Source organism: Fulvimonas yonginensis, from assembly GCF_037137055.1.
Classification (GTDB): Bacteria; Pseudomonadota; Gammaproteobacteria; order Xanthomonadales; family Rhodanobacteraceae; genus Frateuria_A; species Frateuria_A yonginensis.
Map to the genome: position 1 here is coordinate 87,400 of NZ_JBBBNY010000008.1, position 18,363 is coordinate 105,762.

9 protein-coding genes are annotated in these 18,363 nt (G+C 72.1%); 1 reads left to right on the forward strand and 8 read right to left on the reverse strand.

What is annotated here, in order from left to right; genetic code table 11:
• Positions 1-99: 99 nt before the first annotated feature.
• Positions 100-384, forward strand: a complete 285-nt coding sequence (locus tag WAT24_RS11710) for a hypothetical protein (RefSeq protein ID WP_336808057.1) — start codon at positions 100-102, stop codon at positions 382-384.
• 80 nt (positions 385-464) lie between these two features.
• Here WAT24_RS11710 and treY read toward each other — a convergent pair whose 3' ends face one another.
• From treY to WAT24_RS11750, 8 genes are all read right to left on the reverse strand, one after another.
• Positions 465-3,143: a malto-oligosyltrehalose synthase gene (gene treY / locus WAT24_RS11715; protein WP_336808058.1), complete on the reverse strand. Its 2,679-nt coding sequence runs from the start codon at positions 3,141-3,143 to the stop codon at positions 465-467.
• Between the two features lie 2 nt (positions 3,144-3,145).
• Positions 3,146-5,236 (reverse strand): 4-alpha-glucanotransferase, encoded by a 2,091-nt coding sequence (malQ, locus tag WAT24_RS11720; RefSeq protein WP_336808059.1) that lies wholly within the window; start codon positions 5,234-5,236, stop codon positions 3,146-3,148.
• A 123-nt stretch (positions 5,237-5,359) separates the two neighbouring features.
• Entirely contained in the window at positions 5,360-7,144 is a 1,785-nt protein-coding gene (gene treZ / locus WAT24_RS11725; RefSeq protein ID WP_336808060.1) for a malto-oligosyltrehalose trehalohydrolase, read from the reverse strand.
• The gene (gene glgX, locus WAT24_RS11730; protein ID WP_336808061.1) at positions 7,141-9,252 is read right to left on the reverse strand and encodes a glycogen debranching protein GlgX; all 2,112 of its coding nucleotides are present in this window, start codon (positions 9,250-9,252) and stop codon (positions 7,141-7,143) included. The genes treZ and glgX overlap by 4 nt, the downstream gene beginning before the upstream one ends.
• A 17-nt stretch (positions 9,253-9,269) precedes the next feature.
• On the reverse strand, positions 9,270-11,465 hold the full coding sequence (gene glgB / locus WAT24_RS11735) for a 1,4-alpha-glucan branching protein GlgB (RefSeq protein ID WP_336808062.1): 2,196 nt from the start codon (positions 11,463-11,465) through the stop codon (positions 9,270-9,272).
• On the reverse strand, positions 11,462-14,770 hold the full coding sequence (gene treS, locus WAT24_RS11740) for a maltose alpha-D-glucosyltransferase (protein WP_336808063.1): 3,309 nt from the start codon (positions 14,768-14,770) through the stop codon (positions 11,462-11,464). Before treS ends, glgB begins: the two co-directional genes overlap by 4 nt.
• Positions 14,771-14,773: 3 nt before the next feature.
• A complete protein-coding gene (locus WAT24_RS11745; protein ID WP_336808064.1) occupies positions 14,774-17,986 on the reverse strand; it encodes a maltotransferase domain-containing protein in 3,213 nt (1,070 codons plus the stop codon).
• A 26-nt stretch (positions 17,987-18,012) separates the two neighbouring features.
• A complete protein-coding gene (locus WAT24_RS11750) occupies positions 18,013-18,228 on the reverse strand; it encodes a DUF3606 domain-containing protein (protein WP_336808065.1) in 216 nt (71 codons plus the stop codon).
• Positions 18,229-18,363 lie beyond the last annotated feature (135 nt).

The following is an 18,363-nucleotide window of genomic DNA, read 5'->3' on the forward strand; positions in this document are numbered from 1 at the left end:
ACCGATGGGTCCGTTAAGCGGCGGGCAGGGTTGTCTTCGCGCCCTCTAGACAGCGCGAAAAAGATACTGGCATCCAATTGTTTAGACGTGTGTCTTGTCATGAACCTGCGCAGCCCGTCCATCATCCGCCGCCATCCCGGCTTCGTCATCCGCGACCACGACTGGACCATCAACGGGCCCATGATCGGTCCGGAGCAGCGTCCGCACGACCCGTGGCCGGGCGAGCAGCGCACGCCCACCGATCACCGGCGCGAGCGCCACGACGAATGGCCGCCGGAGGATCGCCGCACGCCGCGCGTCCCCGACGACGACATGGACGACCTGCCGATGCCCGGCATCCCGCACATCGTGCCCTCGCAGCCGACGACCTGCTGGCTGATCTGAGCCGGCCCGGTCCGCCATCCGAACAGGGGCGTGGTCGCCGACCGCGCCCCTTTTTTCTTGCAGATCCGGGGCACTGCCGCTCAATCGCCCACTCGCTCCAGCACAGCCACCGGCAGTGGCGCCAGCCACGCGCCCGGATCGAGGCTATCGCCCACCGGCGCCTCGCCTTCACCCAGCACCTGGCGGTAGCGCCCCGGCGCCACGCCGCGGACGCGCGCGCCCTGCGGCAACAGGGCCGCGGTGGCGGCGGCGTCCCATGCAGGCGTGTCGGCGTCGAGCAGCACCTCGGCGGTGTGCCGCAGCACCAGCACCACCACCACGCGCCCGTCGAGCGCGCGCTCGAAGGCGAGCAGGCGGCCGCTGTCCTGCCCGTCCTGCACCTGCACGGCAAGCGCCCGGTAGCCGCCGCGGGCGAACACGGCCGGGTGGCGCGCGCGCAGCTGCAACAGCTCGCGGATCGCTCGCTGCTTGAGCGCGCCGCTGCGCCAGTCACGCAGCAACGCATCCCACGATGCCGGGTTCGCCAGCGTGGCCCGGCGCGCGGCGAAGTCGACCGGCCGGCGGTTGTCCGGATCGACCAGGCTGAAGTCCCAGAACTCGGTCCCCTGGTAGGTGTCCGGCACGCCGGGCGTGGTCAGCCGCAGCACGGTCTGCGCCAGGCTGTTGGCCGCCCCCGCGGCGGCGATGCGACGCACGAAGCCGTGCAGCGCGGACCCGAAGTCAGCGCCCGGGGTGAGCAGGCCGGCGAGGAAGCCCTCGCAGGCGTCCTCGTAGGGCTCGTTGGGCCGGGTCCAGCGTGTGCGGCGCTTGGCTTCGCGCAGCGCCTTGCGCTGCCACTCGCCGATGCGCGCGGCAAACGCGCCCAGGCCCTCGGCGTCGTCCGGCGCAAGTTCGGGGGGCCAGGCGCCGACCAGGGTCTGGTAGAGCATGTACTCGTCCGCCGGGGATGGCGCCGGAGCACCGTCGACGGTGCCGCGCAGATCCGCGTTGCGTTCGCGCCAACGCGTGACCGTACTCGCCCACGGCGCCGCCACGGCCGCCTGGGAAAGCACCGCCAGGCGCATGCGGGCGTCCTCGCCGCGCTTGTGGTCGTGGGTGGCGGTGGCGAGCAGGTTGTGCGGGTAGTCGCGCGCGCGCTCGGCGCAGAGGGTGTGGAAGGCCGGCACGTCCAGCGCCAGATGGCCGGGGTCGGCGCCGACCTCGTTGCGTGACAGCAGGCGTCCGTAGCGGTAGCAGGCGGTGTCCTCCACCGCCTTCGCCGCCATCGGCGAGGTGGCCTGCTGGAAGATGGTCATGGCGCGCTCGCGGGCCCGGCGCACGCGGCCGGGCGGCAGCCCGCGCGGTGCCTGGCCGCCGAGCCAGGCGGCGACCTCCGCGAGCAGTTCGCGGTCCTCGATGCGCACGCTGTGCCGGGCCTTCGCGTAGGCCTGCTGGAACACCGCCTCGTCGATGGCGTCGCGGCCCAGCCCGCCGGCATAGGTGCGGTACACCGGGAAATGCACCAGCAGCTCGACCAGCACGCGGCGGATCGCGGCCAGGCTGACGTCGCGCGTGGCCACGGCGGCACGGGCGGCGTCGAACAACGCGCGCGCGGTGCGATCGAGCTCGGCCTCGAAGCTGTCGACCACGATCTGCCGCCGCGCCGCGCGCGCCACCGCGGCGAAGTCCGCCCGCTCGCCGCTGATGGCGCGCCAGAGCTCGGTGAGCATGCCCTCGCCCGCCGCGTCGTGCAGCAGCGCGTCGACCTGGTCCATGAACTCGTAGCCGGTCGTGCCGTCCATGCGCCAGGTCGGGCGCAGCCGCTCGCCCTCGGCCAGGATCTTCTCCACCACCACGTAGGCCGGGCCGCGCGATGCCCAGGCGGGCCGCTGGCGCTGCAGCCGGCGCAGGCGATGGCGCAACTGGCGGCAATAGCGGTGCGGATCGGCGAGGCCGTCGACGTGGTCGATGCGCACACCGTCGATGAGCCCCTCGGCGTAGAGCCGGAACACCAGCGCATGGCTGTCCTCGAACACGCGCGTGCGCTCCATGCGCAGGCCGACCAGTTCGTTGATGTCGAAGAACCGCCGGTAGTCGACCATGTCGTTGGCCAGCTTCCACAGCGCCAGCCGGTAGTGCTGGCGTTGCAGCAGGGCATGCAGGCGGGCGAAGCCGTGCTCGCGCGTGCCGTCGTGGGCGGCCAGCACCGCCTCGGGATCGCCGCTGCCGCGCAGGGCCCCGGCGTCCGCCGGAGCCAGCGGCAGCACGCTGTCGTGGACCTGCACGGCGAAGCCGGCCGCCGGCTCCGCCACCAGCCGCACGTCGCCGTCGCGCAGCGCCTGCGCGTACGGCTTGCCCAGGATCGGCAACAGCACGCGCCCGCGCACCAGCGGGTCGGGGCTGCGCCAATCGATGTCGAAGTAGCCGGCGTAGCGGCTGGCCCGCCCGTGCGCCAGCACGTCCATCCACCAGGCATTGCCCGCGCCGGCGAACATGTGATTGGGCACGATGTCGAGCACCAGACCCATGCCGTGCTCGCGCACGCGGGCGACCAGCCTGCGCAGTGCCGCCTCGCCGCCCAGTTCGGGATTGATGCGGTGGCAGTCGATCACGTCGTAGCCGTGGGTGGAGCCCGGGCGCGCGGCCAGCAGCGGCGAGGCGTACAGGTGACTCACGCCCAGCCCGGCGTAGTAGCCGACCAGCGCGGCCGCATCGTCGAGGGTGAACCCGGCATGGAACTGCAGCCGCGCCAGCGCGCGTGGAATGCCCGATGTCGGCACGCTCAGGCCTCCCGCACGGCGGCGACTACGCCGCAACAGGCCTGCGCCACCGGGCCGTCCAGCAGCGTGGCCGAGCTTTCGGGCAACCGCCGCCGCCAGTTGGGATGCACCGCGTCGGTCGGGCCGGGAAGATTGGGCTGGTCGGTGAGCGCGAGCAGGTCCTCGGCCGGGATCAGCACCAGCGGCGCCGGCGTGCGCGCCACCTGGCTTGCCGCGGCGACCGCCACCGGCACGGTGTCGTCGGTGGCCGGCGGCCGGTTCTCGTCCGGCGTCCCGCCCGCGTCCTGCGCTGCCCCGGAGGCGCACAGCGCGCGCCAGAGGCGGTCGCGATCGACGGCACGCTCGGCGGCCTCGTCCACGCCGGGCTCGGCCAGGCCCGCGCGCGACCGCCATTGCAGGTCGTGCCCGCACCACCAGCCGGCGACCGTGGGCACGTCGTGGGTGCTGGTGGTGGCGACCGCATCGGCCGACCAGTGCTGCGGCGCGATGAAGCCGCGGTCCGCGGCGCGTTCGAACCACAGCACGCGGATGCCGAGCACGCCGGCCTGCGCGATGCGCTGGCGGAAGTCGGCCGGCACCGTGCCGAGGTCTTCGCCGATCACGATGGCGCGGCTGCGCTGCGACTCCAGCGCTAGCAGGCGCAGCAGGTCGTCGAACGGGTAGCGCACGTAGGCGCCGCCGGTGGCGCCGGCGCCGTGCGGCACCAGCCACAATCGCTTGAGCCCGAGCACGTGGTCGATGCGCACGCCGCCCGCATGCGCCAACGCGGTGCGCAGCATCGCCAGGTAGCCGGCATAGCCGCTGCGTCGCAATCCCAGCGGAGAGAAGGTGGTCAGCCCCCAGTCCTGCCCGTTGCGGTTGAGCAGGTCCGGCGGCGCGCCCACCGACAGTCCGTGCAGCAGCTCGCCCTGGTGGCTCCAGGCCTGGCTGCCGCCCGGATCGGTGCCGACCGCCAGATCGGTGATCAGGCCGATGCCCATGCCAGCCCGCCGCGCGGTGTGCTGCGCATCCTCCAGGCCACGCGCGGCGAGCCATTGCAGGAAGGCATGGAAGGCGACGTCGCGGCTGTGCTCGCGGGCGAATTCGATCACCGCGTGGCCGGTCGGGTCGTGGTACTCGGCCGGCCACGCCTGCCAGCCGCCGGGCGTGCCGTGCGCGCGGAAGTGCAACTGCAGCGCTTCGAAGCGGGCGTGCCGTTCCAGCGGCTCGCCCTGTGCGCAGCGGAAGGCGGACAGTTGGCGGGTCAGTTCGGAATCGGCGGACGACCAGTCGAACAGCGCGCGCAGCAGCGTCATGCGCGCGCGTGCCGCGCGTGGCCAGTCGATCAGCTCCAGCCACTCCAGTTCGGCCAGCTCCTGGCGCAGGTTGTGCGCGTCGGCCACCGTGCGCAGCGCATTCGCACCGCCGACCCGCGCCGGGTCGACGTACAGCGGGTTGAGGAACAGGCGGCTGGAAGGCGCGTACGGGCTGTAGCGCTCCGGCTCGGCGGCGAACAGTGCGTGCACCGGGCTGATCGCCAGCGCGTCGGCGCCGCGGGCGGCCGCCGCGCGCGCGCACTGCTCCAGCGCGGTGAAGTCGCCGACGCCGCCGTCGCCCGGACGGCGCAGGCTGGCCAGTTGCACCGCAATGCCCCAGGGACGGTGCACGCCACCCACGTCGCCCACGCCGAACGCACGTGCGGGGGCGGCCGCCAGCAAGCAGGCATCCTCGTCGAGCAGCAGCCGGTAATAGCCGGCGCCGTCGGGGGCGCGCAGGGTGCGCTCGCCCGCCGGCAGGCTGCCCTCGCCCACCGGTGCGCCCTGCTCGTCCTCGAACCGGTAGCGCCGCGCGGCCGCGGCGGGCGGCACTTCGAACGTCGCGCCGGCGTCAGCCACGAGCAAACGCGGCAGCGCGGCGTCCTCGCGCTCGCGGCGCAGGCGTTCGAAGCTGAGGTCGAGGTCGCCGTCGCTGGCGCACGGCAGGTCCAGCGCCTCGAGCACGGCACGCAGGGTGGGCATGGCCACTTCCTGCGGCCGGTCGTTGGCATCGCGCCAGTGCACGTCGATACCGGCCTGCCCGGCGAGTTCGACCAGGCGCGCGTCGAAATCGGTCATGGCGCGTTCCGGCAGACCGGCGCGAGTGACGTCGCCCGTGCAAAGGCGACGGAGTGGGATGGCTCCTGCGCGCCCGGGACGCTCCCCTCCCCGTTCGCCGGCAGGCGCAAGGGGAAGGACGCGTCACGCTCGGGCAGACTCATGCAGGGGTTCCAGACAGACCAGGGTACAGGCTGGCGCGAGCCGACCCTCGGCCAGGTCGGCGAGCGCCGATGCCTCGCCGTGCAACCATCGCGCATCGGGCGTCGGCGCAGCGTCGATGGGCACCGGCGCGTCGCCGAGGTTGCTGTAGACGCACAGGCAGGCCTCGCCGAGCCGCCAGCGGGCGCGCAGAGCACGCGGGCCGAGCGCCTGCGCGCCGAGCGGCCGCGCCTGTTCCAGCTGCGGCACCAGGTGACGCTGGCGATGCGCCAGCAGCAGCCGGATCAGGGTCAGCCGCGCCAGACCCCGCGGGCTGGCAGCCTCGTGCGGGTCCGGTCGCGAGCGCTCGAAGGTCGAGGCGGCGTTCGGGTCGGGCAGCGTGTCGGCGCAGCCGTAACTTTCGAACTCGGCGAACTCCTTGCGCCGTCCCTCGCGCACGGCCTCGCGCAGGGCCTCGGTCTGGTGGTCGGTGAAGAACAGGAACGGCGTGCGGCTGCCCCACTCCTCGCCCATGAACAGCATCGGCACCGACGGCGTGAGCAGCAGCAGCGCGTAGGCGGCCTCCAGGCGCCGGGCGTCCACCAGCGTCTCCAGCCGCTCGCCCAGCGCGCGGTTGCCGACCTGGTCGTGGTTCTGCAGGAAATCGACGAAGCACAGCGGACTCAGCGCCGCGCTCGGTTCGCCGCGGCTGCGCCCGCGCATCGTCTCGCCCTGCCAGGCAAAACCCTCCGCGAGGCAGCGCACCAGGTGCCGCAGCGGGTCGTCCGCGTAGGCGCCGTAGTAGCCGCCCGTCTCGCCGGTGAGCAGGACGTGCAGCGCGTTGTGGAAGTCGTCGTTCCACTGCGCGTCGAAGCCGGGGCCGCCGAGCAGGTGCGCCTGGTTGGCCTCGTTCTCCAGGATCAGGTGCACCTGCCGCCGGCCCATTGCCGCGCGCACGCGTGCGGCCAGCGAGGCCAGCCAGCCGGGATTGCCGATCGCGTGCACGGCATCCAGGCGCAGGCCATCGAAACGGTACTCCTCCAGCCAGTACAGCGCGTTGTGCACGAAGAAGTCGCCCACCTGCGGCAGGGCCACGTCGATCGCGGCGCCCCAGGGGGTTTCCGGTCCGCCGCGGCGGAAGAACGGCGAGGCGTACTCGCCCAGGTAATTGCCGTCCGGGCCGAAGTGGTTGTAGACCACGTCCAGGATCACCATCAGCCCCAGCCCGTGCGCGGCATCGACCAGCGCCTTGAGCTCCTCGGGGGTGCCATAGGCGGCCGCGGGCGCGAACGGCAGCACGCCGTCGTAGCCCCAGTTGCGCACGCCGGGGAACTGCGCCAGCGGCATCAGCTCGATCGCGGTGACGCCCAGCGCGTGCAGCCGCGGCAGATCCTCGCGCACCCCGCGGAAGCCACCGCAGACGCCCACGTGCAGCTCGTAGACCACCGCCTCGCGCCAGGGCCGCCCCGTCCAGTCCGGGTGCTGCCAGGCGTAGCCGTGCGGATCGACGACGATGCTCGCGCCGTGCACGTCGCCGCCCTGCTGCAGGCGCGAGGCCGGATCGGGGACGCGCAGGTCCTCGCGCACCGCGAAGCGGTAGCGCGTGCCGGGCGGCGCAGGCCGGGTGCATTCGTGCCAGCCGTCGTCCAGCGCCTGCATCGGGTGCAGGCGGCCGTCCAGTTCCAGCTGCACGTGCTCGGTGTCCGGTGCCCACAAGCGGAATCGGGTGACGCCGTCGTCGCGCAGCTCGGCGCCGTAGGGCATGGCATGGCGGAACCGTGCGCTCATCCCTCCTCCCGCCGCGGCGTGGCCGAGAGCAGCACCACGCTGCTGCCCTGCACCTCGAGCTGGCCGCCTTCGACGTTGCGCTCGGCGGCCTCCGGCGCCGCGCTGTCCACCCGCAGGCGCCAGGGCAGCGTGGGGCCCGGCAGCACGAAGGTGTGGGCCTCGCCGGTGCCGTTGATCAGCAACAGGGTCACGTCGAGATGGCGCCGGCCCCGCGGCAGCACGCGCCGCAGCATCAGCAGGCGTCCCTCGGCGTAGTTCCACTCGTTTTCGCTCATGGCCTGGCCGCGCTCGTTGAACCAGGACACCGGTGGCAGGCCCGGCAGCAGGTCGTCGCCGCCGTGCATGAAGTGCGCCGCGCTCAGCGTCGGATGCTGCTCGCGCAGGCGGATCAGGCGCGCCACGTAATCGGCGAGCGCGCGGCCGCGTTCGGACTGCGCGAGCTTCCAGTCGAACCAGGAGATTTCGTTGTCCTGGCAGTAGGCGTTGTTGTTGCCGCCCTGGGTGCGGCCGAACTCGTCGCCGCCCAGCAGCATCGGCGTGCCGTGCGAGAACAGCAGGGTGGCCAGCATGGCGCGCTTGGCGCGGCCGCGGGCCTGCAACACGGCCGGATCGTCCGTGGGGCCCTCGACCCCGTGGTTGCTGCTTTCGTTGTCGTTGGCGCCGTCTCGGTTGTCCTCGCCGTTGGCCTCGTTGTGCTTCTGCGCGTAGCTGACCAGGTCCTGCAGCGTGAAGCCGTCGTGCGCGGTGACGAAGTTGACCGAGGCCCACGGGCGGCGGCCCTGCCGGTCGAACAGGTCGGCCGAGCCCTGCAGCCGCCCGGCCAGCACGCCGCGCAGGCCGGCATCGCCTTTCCAGAAGCGGCGCACGTCGTCGCGGAACTGGCCGTTCCACTCGGCGAAGCCGGGCGGGTGGTTGCCCAGCTGGTAGCCGCCCGGCCCCACGTCCCAGGGTTCGGAAATCAGCTTGACGCCGTTGAGCACCGGGTCCTGGCGCATGGCGTCGAACAGGCCGGCGCAGGGATCGAAGCCGTGTGCTTCGCGGCCCAGCGTCACGCCAAGGTCGAAACGGAAGCCGTCCACGTGGAACGCCTCCACCCAGTAGCGCAACGAATCCATCACCAGCTGCAGCACGCGCGGGTGCGCGGTATTGAGGGTGTTGCCGGTGCCGGTGTCGTTGATGCAGTGGCGCGGATCGTCCGGCAGCAGGCGGTAGTAGCTGGCGTTGTCCAGGCCGCGGAAGGACAACGTGGGGCCGAGCTCGCTGCCCTCACCGGTGTGGTTGTAGACCACGTCGAGGATCACCTCGATGCCGGCGGCGTGCAGCGCCTGCACCGCGGCGCGGATCTCGCCCAGCGTGCCTTCGGCCAGGTAGGTCGGCTCCGGCGCGAAGAATGCCAGCGTGTTGTAACCCCAGTAGTTGCGCAGCTTCATCTCGGTCAGGCGGCGATCCTGCACGAAGGCGTGGACCGGCAACAGCTCGATCGCGGTCACGCCGAGCTGGACCAGATGGTCGATCACGTACGGGTCGGTGAGCGCCAGGAAGGTGCCGCGCTCGTGCGGCCGCACGCGCTTGAGCGTGCGGGTCAGGCCCCTGACGTGCGCCTCGTAGATCACCGTCTGCGGCCAGGGCGTGCGTGGGCGCACGTCATGGCCTTTCCAGCGCAACGGCTCGTCCACCACGACCGCCTTGGGCATGGCCGCGGCGCTGTCGCGCCGGTCGAAGGACAGGTCCGCGCGCGGCGAGGCCACGCGGTAGCCGTGCAGCACGTCTGACCAGCGCAGATGTCCGGCAAGCTGGCGCGCATAGGGATCGAGCAGCAGCTTGTTGGGGTTGAAGCGATGCCCCTGCTCCGGCTCGTACGGCCCGTAGGCGCGGTAGCCGTAAAGCTGGCCGCCGCGCAGGCGCGGCAGGTAGCCGTGCCAGATCTCGTCGGTGCACTCGGGCAGCTCGTAGCGGGCGATCTCGCGCCGGCCGGACGGATCGAACAGGCACAGTTCGATGCGCTCGGCGTGCGCGGAGAACACCGCGAAGTTGGTGCCGATCCCGTCGCACTGGGCTCCCAGGGGATACGGGCGTCCGGGTTGCATCCGCTCGGGCAGCATCGGCATGGGCGTCTCGATGCGTCTCAGTCGGCCAGGTAGATCACGGTGGCCAGCGGCGGCAGCGCGAGCGCCAGCGAATGCGGCTGGCCGTGCACCGGCACGGGTTCGGCCCAGGCCTCGGCCTGGCCGGCGCCGGACCCTCCGTACGCGGTCGCGTCGGTGTCGATCGCCGCGTGCCAGCGCCCTTCCCGCGGGACGCCGATGCGGTAGTCGCGCAAGGGCCTGGGCGTGAGGTTGCTCACCACCAGCGCGGGCCGCGCGTGCTCGGCGAAACGCAACCAGGCGAACACGCTGTTGTCCGCGTCGTCGCCGATCGCCCAGCGGAAACCGCGCGGCTCGCCGTCCCAGGCATGCAGCGCCGGCTCCCGCGCGAGCAGGCGGTTGAGGTCGCGCAGCAGCCGCTGCACGCCGCGGTGGCGCGGGTCGTCCAGCAGCTCCCACGGCAGTTGCGCGTCATGGTTCCATTCGGTGGGCTGGGCCAGTTCGCCGCCGGCGAAGAGCAGCTTCTTGCCGGGGTGCCCCCACATGAAGCCGTAGTAGGCGCGCAGGTTGGCGAAGCGCTGCCAGTCGTCGCCGGGCATGCGGCCGAGCAGCGAGCGCTTGCCGTGCACTACCTCGTCGTGCGAGAGCGGCAGCACGTAATGTTCCGAGTACGCGTACACCATCGAGAAGGTCATCTCGTGGTGGTGCCAGCGCCGGTGGATCGGATCGCGCGACAGGTACTGCAGCGTGTCGTGCATCCAGCCCATGTTCCACTTGTAGTCGAAACCCAGGCCGCCCTCGGTCGGCGATCGCGTGACGCCCGGCCAGGCGGTCGACTCCTCGGCGATGGTGAGTACGCCCGGGTGGCGCTGGTGCACCACGGTGTTGAAGCGCTTGAGGAAAGCGATCGACTCGAGGTTCTCGCGTCCGCCGTGGATGTTCGGCACCCACTCGCCGTGCTTGCGGCTGTAGTCGCGGTAGAGCATGGAGGCGACCGCGTCCACGCGCAGGCCGTCGACATGGAAGCGCTCCAGCCAGGCCAGCGCGCTGCCAATCAGGAAGCCGGACACCTCGTTGCGGCCCAGGTTGTAGATCAGCGTGTTCCAGTCCTGATGGAAGCCCTCGCGCGGGTCCGCGTGCTCGTACAGCGCGGTGCCGTCGAACTGCGCCAGGCCGTGCGCGTCGGTGGGAAAGTGCGCCGGCACCCAGTCGACGATCACGCCCAGGCCGGCTTCGTGGCAGCGGTCGACGAAGCGGGCGAACGCCTCGGGCGGGCCGAAGCGCGCGGTCGGTGCGTACTGGCCCAGCGGCTGGTAGCCCCAGGAGCCGCCGAACGGGTGCTCGGCGATCGGCAGCAGCTCGATGTGGGTGAAGCCCATGCCGCTCACGTAGGGAATCAGCCGCTCGGCCAGGCCGTCCCAACCGGGCGGCTCGCCCTGCGCGTCGCGCCACCAGGAGCCTGCGTGCAGTTCGTAGATCGACAGCGGCGCATCCAGGCGCTGGCGGACGGCGCGCTCGGCCATCCAGGCCTGGTCGGTCCAGCGGAACGGCGCGTCGTCGGCGACCACCGAGGCGGTGGCCGGGGGCGCCTCGGTGGCCCATGCCACCGGGTCGGCCTTCTGCCGCACGACATGGTCGGCACCCAGCACCTCGTACTTGTAGCGCGCGCCGGGCAGCAGGCCCGGCACGAACAGCTCCCATACGCCGTGCGGCAGGCGCAGGCGCATCGGGTGCCGGCGGCCGTCCCACTGGTTGAAATCGCCGATCACGCTGACCCGGCGCGCGTTCGGCGCCCACACCGCGAAACGCACGCCCGGCACGCCGTCGCGGGTCGCCGGGTGCGCGCCGAGCAGGTGATGCGGCTGCGGGTGCTCGCCGCGCGACAGCGCATCGAGTCCGCCTTCGTCGAGCAGCAGGCCGAAGCGGTAGGGATCCTCCAGCTCCTGCACGGCGCCGGGCCAGTGCACGCGCAGGCGGTAACGTCCTTCGCCGGGCACGATGCCGGCGAACAGGCCGGGCGCCTGCTCGTACAGCGGCGCCAGCATCTCCCCTTGCGGGCCGATCGCCTCCACCGCGTGCGCTCCCGGCTGCAGCGTGCGCACGATGCGTGCGCCGTCCAGCGGATGCGGGCCGAGCACGGCGAACGGGTCCCCGTGCCGCGCGTGCAACAGCGCGTCGACGGTGCCCGGGTCGAGTGCGCCCGGTCCCGCGCCACCCTGGAGTTCCCACCCGCTCACGTGTCCTCCCCGATCGCCGCCTCGTCGGTGAGCCGCAGCAGGCCCTCCACCGGCACGTCCAGCCAACCGGGCCGGTTGGCGGCCTCGTAGGCGATCTCGTAGGCGGCCTTGTCCAGCAGGAACAGTTCCAGCAGCGGCACCAGCGCCACTGCGTCCACCCAGCGCACCGGGGCGCGCTCGAGCACGCCCACGTAGGCGGCCAGGAACACTTCCGAGGCGCGCAGGCGGAAGCGCTCGAGGAACGGCGCGAACAGCGGATCCTCCAGCGGCGCCACGCCGTCCTCGCCGCGCAGCGCCACGGCGGCCGCGTAGTCGAGCGAGCGCAGGAAGCCGGCCACGTCGCGCAGCGGGGTGGTCTTCACCCGCCGCTCGGCCAGCGGCCGCGCGGGCTCGCCCTCGAAGTCGATCAGCCACGCATCGCCCTGCACCACCAGCACCTGGCCCAGGTGGAAGTCGCCGTGCACGCGCGTGCGCAGCGCGCCCTGCCCCCGGGCGGCCAGCGCGTCGATGCGCCGGCACAGGCCGTCGCGGCGGGCCAGCAGGCGTTCGCGCTGCTCGCGCATCGGGATGTCGGCGGGGTCCATCGACTCGACCGCCTCCATCGCGCGCCGCAACTGCGCGCGCGCCTCGCCGGCCCAGGTCGCGGTGTCGTCCGCGGTCGCGGCCTCCGGCCGGAACGCTTCGTCGTCGCTGGGCTGGGCCAGCACCGCGTGCAGCTCGCCCAGGCGGGTGCCCACGGCGGCCGCGAAGCTGTCGTAGCCGGCCAGGATCTCCGCACGCGCCTCGTCGTCGGCGGCATGGCTGAACTCGTCGTAGCTGCGCAGCAGGAAATCCAGCGTCCAGCGCCAGGCATCGCCCTGGTTGCGCACGAAGCCCTGCAGCACGGCCAGGGCCGAGGGCACGCCGTCGGCGCCCACGTGCAGCACTTCGCCCAGCAGCGGCGGGCTGTGCGCGTAGCCGACGCGGGTGAGGTAGCGGCCCATCTCCAGTTCCGGGTTGATGCCGTGCGAGATGTGCCGGAACAGCTTGAGCATGCCCTGCTCGTGCACGATCAGCGAGCTGTTGGACTGCTCGGCCGAAATCCAGCGGTTCTCCACGCCTTCGTCGAAGGCCATCGCATCGAAGGCCGCCGTGGCGGTAAAGCGGATCACGCCGCCGCGCCTGAGCGGCAGTTCCAGGCGGTGGCGCAGGCCGCGCAGCAGGCCGGAGACGAAGGCATCCAGGACGAAGCCGTCGGTGAGGTAGCCGACGCGGCGGCCGCGGCGCACGCGGGCCAGCGCGAGCTGCTGCGCCAGCGGCGAGGGGTTCTCGTCCTCCCAGATGATCCCCATCGGCAGGCAGTAGCGCTCGATGCTGCCGTCGTCCAGCGTGGCGACGATCTCGGACACCACCAGGTCCTCGCCGCGGTCGGGCCAGGGCTGGCTGTACATCAGGCTGATCTGGCCGATGCCTCGATCCTTGGCGCCGAACCAGCGCCGCCGCCCCAGGTAGGTCGGCAGCACGTCGCGCTCGAGCACGCCCTGGTGGTGCGCCATCACCGGCCCTTCGGCCAGCGGCCCGCGCAGCACCAGGGTCTCGTACTCGGGCATCGGCTCGGCCGGCTGCTGGTGCCAGGGCGGCATCTGCGCGTGCACGCACAGCTGGAAGGCGTAGAAGCCGTACGGCGGCAGGGTCAGCAGGTAGGGCAACTGCCCCACCGGCGGGAACGGCGTGCCGCCGACGATCTCCACCGGCACGCGGCCGTCGAAGGCGGCCAGGTCCAGCTCCACCGCCTGCGCGGTGCGCGACATGTTGGCCACGCACAGCACCTGCTCGTCGTCATGCTCGCGCAGGTAGGCCAGGATCTTGCGGTTGCCCGGATAGAGGAACCGGATCGCGCCGCGGCCGAAGGCCTTGTAGCGCTTGCGCACGGCGAGCATCCGCCGCGTCCAGTTGAGCAGCGAGTGCGGATCGCGACTCTGGGCCTCCACGTTCACCGCCTGGTAGCCGTACAGCGGATCCATGATCGGCGGCAGCACCAGCCGCGCCGGGTCGGCCTTGGAGAAGCCGCCGTTGCGGTCCATCGACCACTGCATGGGCGTGCGCACGCCGTCGCGGTCGCCCAGGTGGATGTTGTCGCCCATGCCGATCTCGTCGCCGTAGTACAGCACCGGCGTGCCCGGCATGGTCAGCAGCAGCGCATTCATCAGCTCGATGCGGCGGCGGTCGCGCTCGAGCAACGGCGCGAGCCGGCGGCGGATGCCGAGGTTGATGCGCGCCCGCCGGTCGGCGGCGTAGGTCTCCCACAGGTAGTCGCGCTCGGCGTCGGTGACCATCTCCAGGGTCAGCTCGTCGTGGTTGCGCAGGAAGATCGCCCACTGGCAGTTGTCCGGGATCGCCGGCGTCTGGCGCATGATGTCGGTGATCGGGAAGCGGTCCTCGCGCGCGATCGCCATGTACATGCGCGGCATCAGCGGAAAGTGGAACGCCATGTGGCATTCGTCGCCCTTGCCGAAGTAGTCCTGGGTGTCCTCCGGCCACTGGTTGGCCTCGGCCAGCAGCATGCGGTCGGGATAGTGCTCGTCGATCTCCTTGCGGATCAGCTTCAGGATCGCGTGCGTCTCCGGCAGGTTCTCGTTGTTGGTGCCCTCGCGCTCGATCAGGTAGGGCACGGCATCCAGCCGCAGACCGTCCACGCCCATGTCCAGCCAGAAGCGCATCACGCCGAGCACGGCGCGCACCACCGCCGGGTTGTCGAAGTTGAGGTCAGGCTGGTGCGAGAAGAAGCGGTGCCAGAAGTACTGGCCGGCGACCGCATCCCAGGTCCAGTTCGACTTCTCGGTGTCGAGGAAGATGATGCGTGTGCCGGCGTAGGCCTGGTCGGTGTCCGACCACACGTAGAAGTTGCGCGCCGCCGAGCCGCGCCTGGCATGGCGGGCGCGCTGGAACCACGGGTGCTGGTCGGAGGTGTGGTTGATCACCAGCTCGGTGATCACGCGCAGGCCGCGCGCGTGCGCCGCGGCGATGAAGCGCCGCGCGTCGGCCAGCCGGCCGTAGTCCGGATGCACCGCCTTGTACTCGGAGATGTCGTAGCCGTCGTCGCGCCGCGGGCTGGAGTAGAACGGCAGCAGCCACAGCGTGTTCACGCCGAGCTCGGCGATGTAGTCGAGCTTGTCGATCAACCCCTGGAAGTCGCCCACGCCATCGTCGTTCGAATCGAAGAAGGACTTGACGTGCACCTGGTAGATGACCGCGTCCTTGTACCAGAGCGGGTCGTTGATGAAGCTGCGGGCTCGGCCGCCGGAGGGCTTGGCGCGGACGCTCATCGCTCAGGCCTCCACCCGCCAGATCGCGTACGGCATGCCCTGTCCCAGCCACACGTGCTGGCGGCCGCCGCGCCAGGTCAGGGTGGCGTCGCGCAGCAGGTCCTCGACGGTGAGCGGCGCGTCCTCGGCCACGCCCCAGTCGGCCAGCGGCAGGTGCAGGTCGGCCGCGTGCGCGTGGTGCGGGTCGAGATTGATCGCCACCAGCACGCGGTCGCGCCCGCCCGGGGCGGTCTTTTCGAAGAACAGCACCTGGTCGTTGTCGGCGCGCAGGAAGCGCACGTGGAGGTGGCTCTGCAGCGCCGGCTGCTCGCGTCGGATCGCGTTGAGCTGGCTGATCTCGGCGATGATGTTGCCGGGCGCCTCCCAGTCGCGCGGCTTGATCTCGTACTTCTCCGAATCGAGGTACTCCTCCTTGCCCGGGATCGGCACCGACTCGCACAGCTCGAAGCCCGAATACATGCCCCACAGCCCCGACAGCGTGGTCGCCAGCGCTGCGCGGATCAGGAAGCCCGTGCGGCCGGAACGCTGCAGGAAATACGGATTGATGTCCGGCGTGTTGACGAAGAAGTTCGGGCGGAAGAAATCCCTGGGCGGCCCCTGCGTGAGTTCGGTCAGGTAGTCGATGAACTCCTGCTTGGTATGGCGCCAGGTGAAGTAGGTGTAGGACTGGCTGAAGCCGAGCTTGGCCAAGCGGTACATCGGCCTGGGCCGCGTGAACGCCTCGGACAGGAACAGCGCGTCCGGGTACTGGCTGCGCACGCGCGCGATCATCCACTCCCAGAACGGGAAAGGCTTGGTGTGCGGGTTGTCCACGCGGAAGATGCGCACCCCTTCGCCGGCCCAGTACAGCACCACGTCGCACAGCGCCTGCCACAGCGAAGGCATCGCACCCTCGCCGTAGAAATCGACGTTGACGATGTCCTGGTATTTCTTCGGCGGGTTCTCGGCGTAGCGCAAGCTGCCGTCCGGGCGCCAGTCGAACCACTCGGGGTGCTCGGTCAGCCAGGGGTGGTCGGGGGAACACTGGATGGCGAAATCCAGCGCCAGCTCCAGGCCGTGCTCCTGCGCGGCGTCGCGCAGCGCGCGGAAGTCCTCGAGGGTGCCCAGTTCGGGATGGATGGCGGTGTGGCCACCCTCGGCCGAGCCGATCGCGTAGGGGCTGCCCGGGTCGTGCTCGCCCGGCGTCAGCGTGTTGTTGCGCCCCTTGCGGAAGGCGCGGCCGATCGGGTGGATCGGCGGGAAGTACAGCACGTCGAAGCCCATGGCGCGGATCGCCGGCAAGCGGCCGATCACGTCGCGGAAGGTTCCGTGGCGCTCGGGGCTGTCGGTGACCGAGCGCGGGAACAGCTCGTACCAGCTGGCGAACTGGGCGGCGCGGCGGTCGACCTCCAGCGGCAGCGGCGGATGCTCCACGGCGAACGCACGCAGGTCGCCCTCGGCCATCGCGCGGGCGGTATCCTCGGCGATCAGCAGGCGGTAGCGGGCTTCCTCGTCCTCGGTCTTGGCCAGGGTGGCGGCCAGGGCGCGCAACGGCTTGCGCCGGGCCGGCGGCGCGCCGGCGGCGGTCCGTTCGACCAGGTGCTGGCCCTCGCGCAGCTCCAGCGCGATCGGCACGCCGGCATCGTGCTTGGCGACGATCTCGTGGCGGTAGCTCGCGTAGGCATCGCGCCAGGCCTGCACCGTGTACTCGTGGCGGCCCATGCGGGTGGGCGTGAAACGGCCGCGGTAGCGGTCGTTGCCCAGCGCTTCCATGTGCTGCTCGTGCCACTGCTTCTCGTCCAGCGCGCGCCAGCGCAGCGCCACGGCGAGCTTGTCGTGACCGTCCATGAACACGTCGGCTTCCACGGTGACGGTATCGCCCACCACGCGCTTGACCGCGAAGCGGCCGCCGTCGACGCAGGGCGTGATGCCCTCGATGGCCAGGCGCGGCGCCTGCGTCGCCTCGGCCAGCGCCTGGCGCTGCGCGGTCGCGCTGGTGCGCGCAGCCACCGGGCGGGTGCGGCTGCCCTGCAGGAGGCGCACCTCGCCCGCCGCCAGGGTGAGCGGTGCGGCAGCGGGCGCGCCGTCCGGCGCGGTCCAGTCGTCGTAGGCGCAGGCGGCGCCGCCGGCGATGGCGCCGATCTCGACCTCGGCCGCCTGGTCGAGCCGGGCGTTGAACAGGGCCAGCCAGGCGCGCTCGCCCTGGCGGCGCAGGATGCCGACCCAGTCATCGTCGATGTGCAGCGAAGGCGGCTCGCGGGCCGGCGCCTCGAATCCGGCCAGCCAGGCGTTGATCTCGCGGATCTGGCCGGCGAGATCCAGGCCCCGCGCCTCGTCGCGGGCGAACCCGGCCGGCATCAGCCAGCCACCGGCGCAGGCGGCGGCGAACCAGGCCGCGCGGCGGCGGTGCCGCTCGGCCAGCCTGCGCTCGCCGAACACCTGATCGGCGGCAGGATCGCCGAAAGGCGCGGCGGCGCAGGCCAGCGGCGGCGCCACCTCGGCCACGCGGCGCAGTTCGCGCGCCAGCCAGCCGGCGCGGAAATCCCACCATTCGGCCGAACAGAACGCGTAGTCGAAGCCCACCTGGCGCAACCGCGACAGTTCGTCCGCCGCCAGCCCCTGCGTCCAGCCCAGGAACAGCGCCTGCGGCGCCTTGGCGCGCAGGCCGTCGACCAGATGTTCCCACCAGGCCGCGGGCGCCGCCTCCAGGGAGAGCAGCCGCAAGCCGCCCAGACCGGCCTGCAGCGCGTCACGCAGCCGCTCGCACCACCAGGCCAGCGCCTCCGGAGCCACCGCCTCGTCGTGGTAGCGCCAGCGCACGCCGACCTCGCGGGCCGGATTGCGCGGGTCCGGCAGCACCTGTGGATCGGGCAGCGCGTGGAACCAGTCCGGATGGTCGGCGCGCACGGCGGCATCCGCCGGCAACGGGCGCCCCACGTCCACGTCGAGCAGCAGGCCGACGCCGTGTCGGCGGCACAACCCGACCATGGTGGATACGGCATCCAGGCCGTCCTCGAGCAGGCTGGACGGCGCCAGGACATGACTGAAGCCCAGCTCCGCCGCATGGTCCAGCCAGGGGGTGCGCGCACCGCTGTCGGGGGCCAGCCCGGCCGGCAGGGCGAGGATGCGGGGAACAGCGGTCGTGGGCGTGCCGCCTTGCGCGGACGGCGCGCGGACCGGAGCCGTGTCGACGGGAGCCTTCTTGCGTGTGCGGCCGGTGCCGGTCGATGCGGGCACGTCCGCTGTCCCCTTGGCCCGGGCCATCAGCCGCGATGGCGGCGGCTGGCGCCGCGGGGCTTGTCTGCGTGGCTGGGTTGCGGCCGCCCGGTGTACTGGCGCACCGCCTGCGTGCTCGTGCCGACCGCCGCGATGGCCTCGCGCAGGTCGCGCTCGGAGATACGCAGTTGCTTGGACCAATAGCGCATCGCGAACGGATCTCTGTCGTTGATCGTGCTCAGGGTCCGGTCGGACTGGCTCATGGCATCACCCGTGGCCGCGCGGGGTGCGGCGACAAAGGCATCTTGGTGCCCGATGACTGAAGGCCCCGTCACGGAAAGATGAGATGGCCGTAAACCGCGCCTCGCGCCATGGAATATGCGGCGGCCGGCGGCATA

Bases quoted from the DNA above. Each gene is read 5' to 3' on its own strand.
- WAT24_RS11710 (WP_336808057.1), top strand. From the start codon at position 100: ATGAACCTGCGCAGCCCGTCCATCATCCGCCGCCATCCCGGCTTCGTC.
- malQ (WP_336808059.1), bottom strand. From the start codon at position 5,236: ATGACCGATTTCGACGCGCGCCTGGTCGAACTCGCCGGGCAGGCCGGT.
- treZ (WP_336808060.1), bottom strand. From the start codon at position 7,144: ATGAGCGCACGGTTCCGCCATGCCATGCCCTACGGCGCCGAGCTGCGC.
- glgX (WP_336808061.1), bottom strand. From the start codon at position 9,252: ATGCCGATGCTGCCCGAGCGGATGCAACCCGGACGCCCGTATCCCCTG.
- treS (WP_336808063.1), bottom strand. From the start codon at position 14,770: ATGAGCGTCCGCGCCAAGCCCTCCGGCGGCCGAGCCCGCAGCTTCATC.
- WAT24_RS11750 (WP_336808065.1), bottom strand. From the start codon at position 18,228: ATGAGCCAGTCCGACCGGACCCTGAGCACGATCAACGACAGAGATCCG.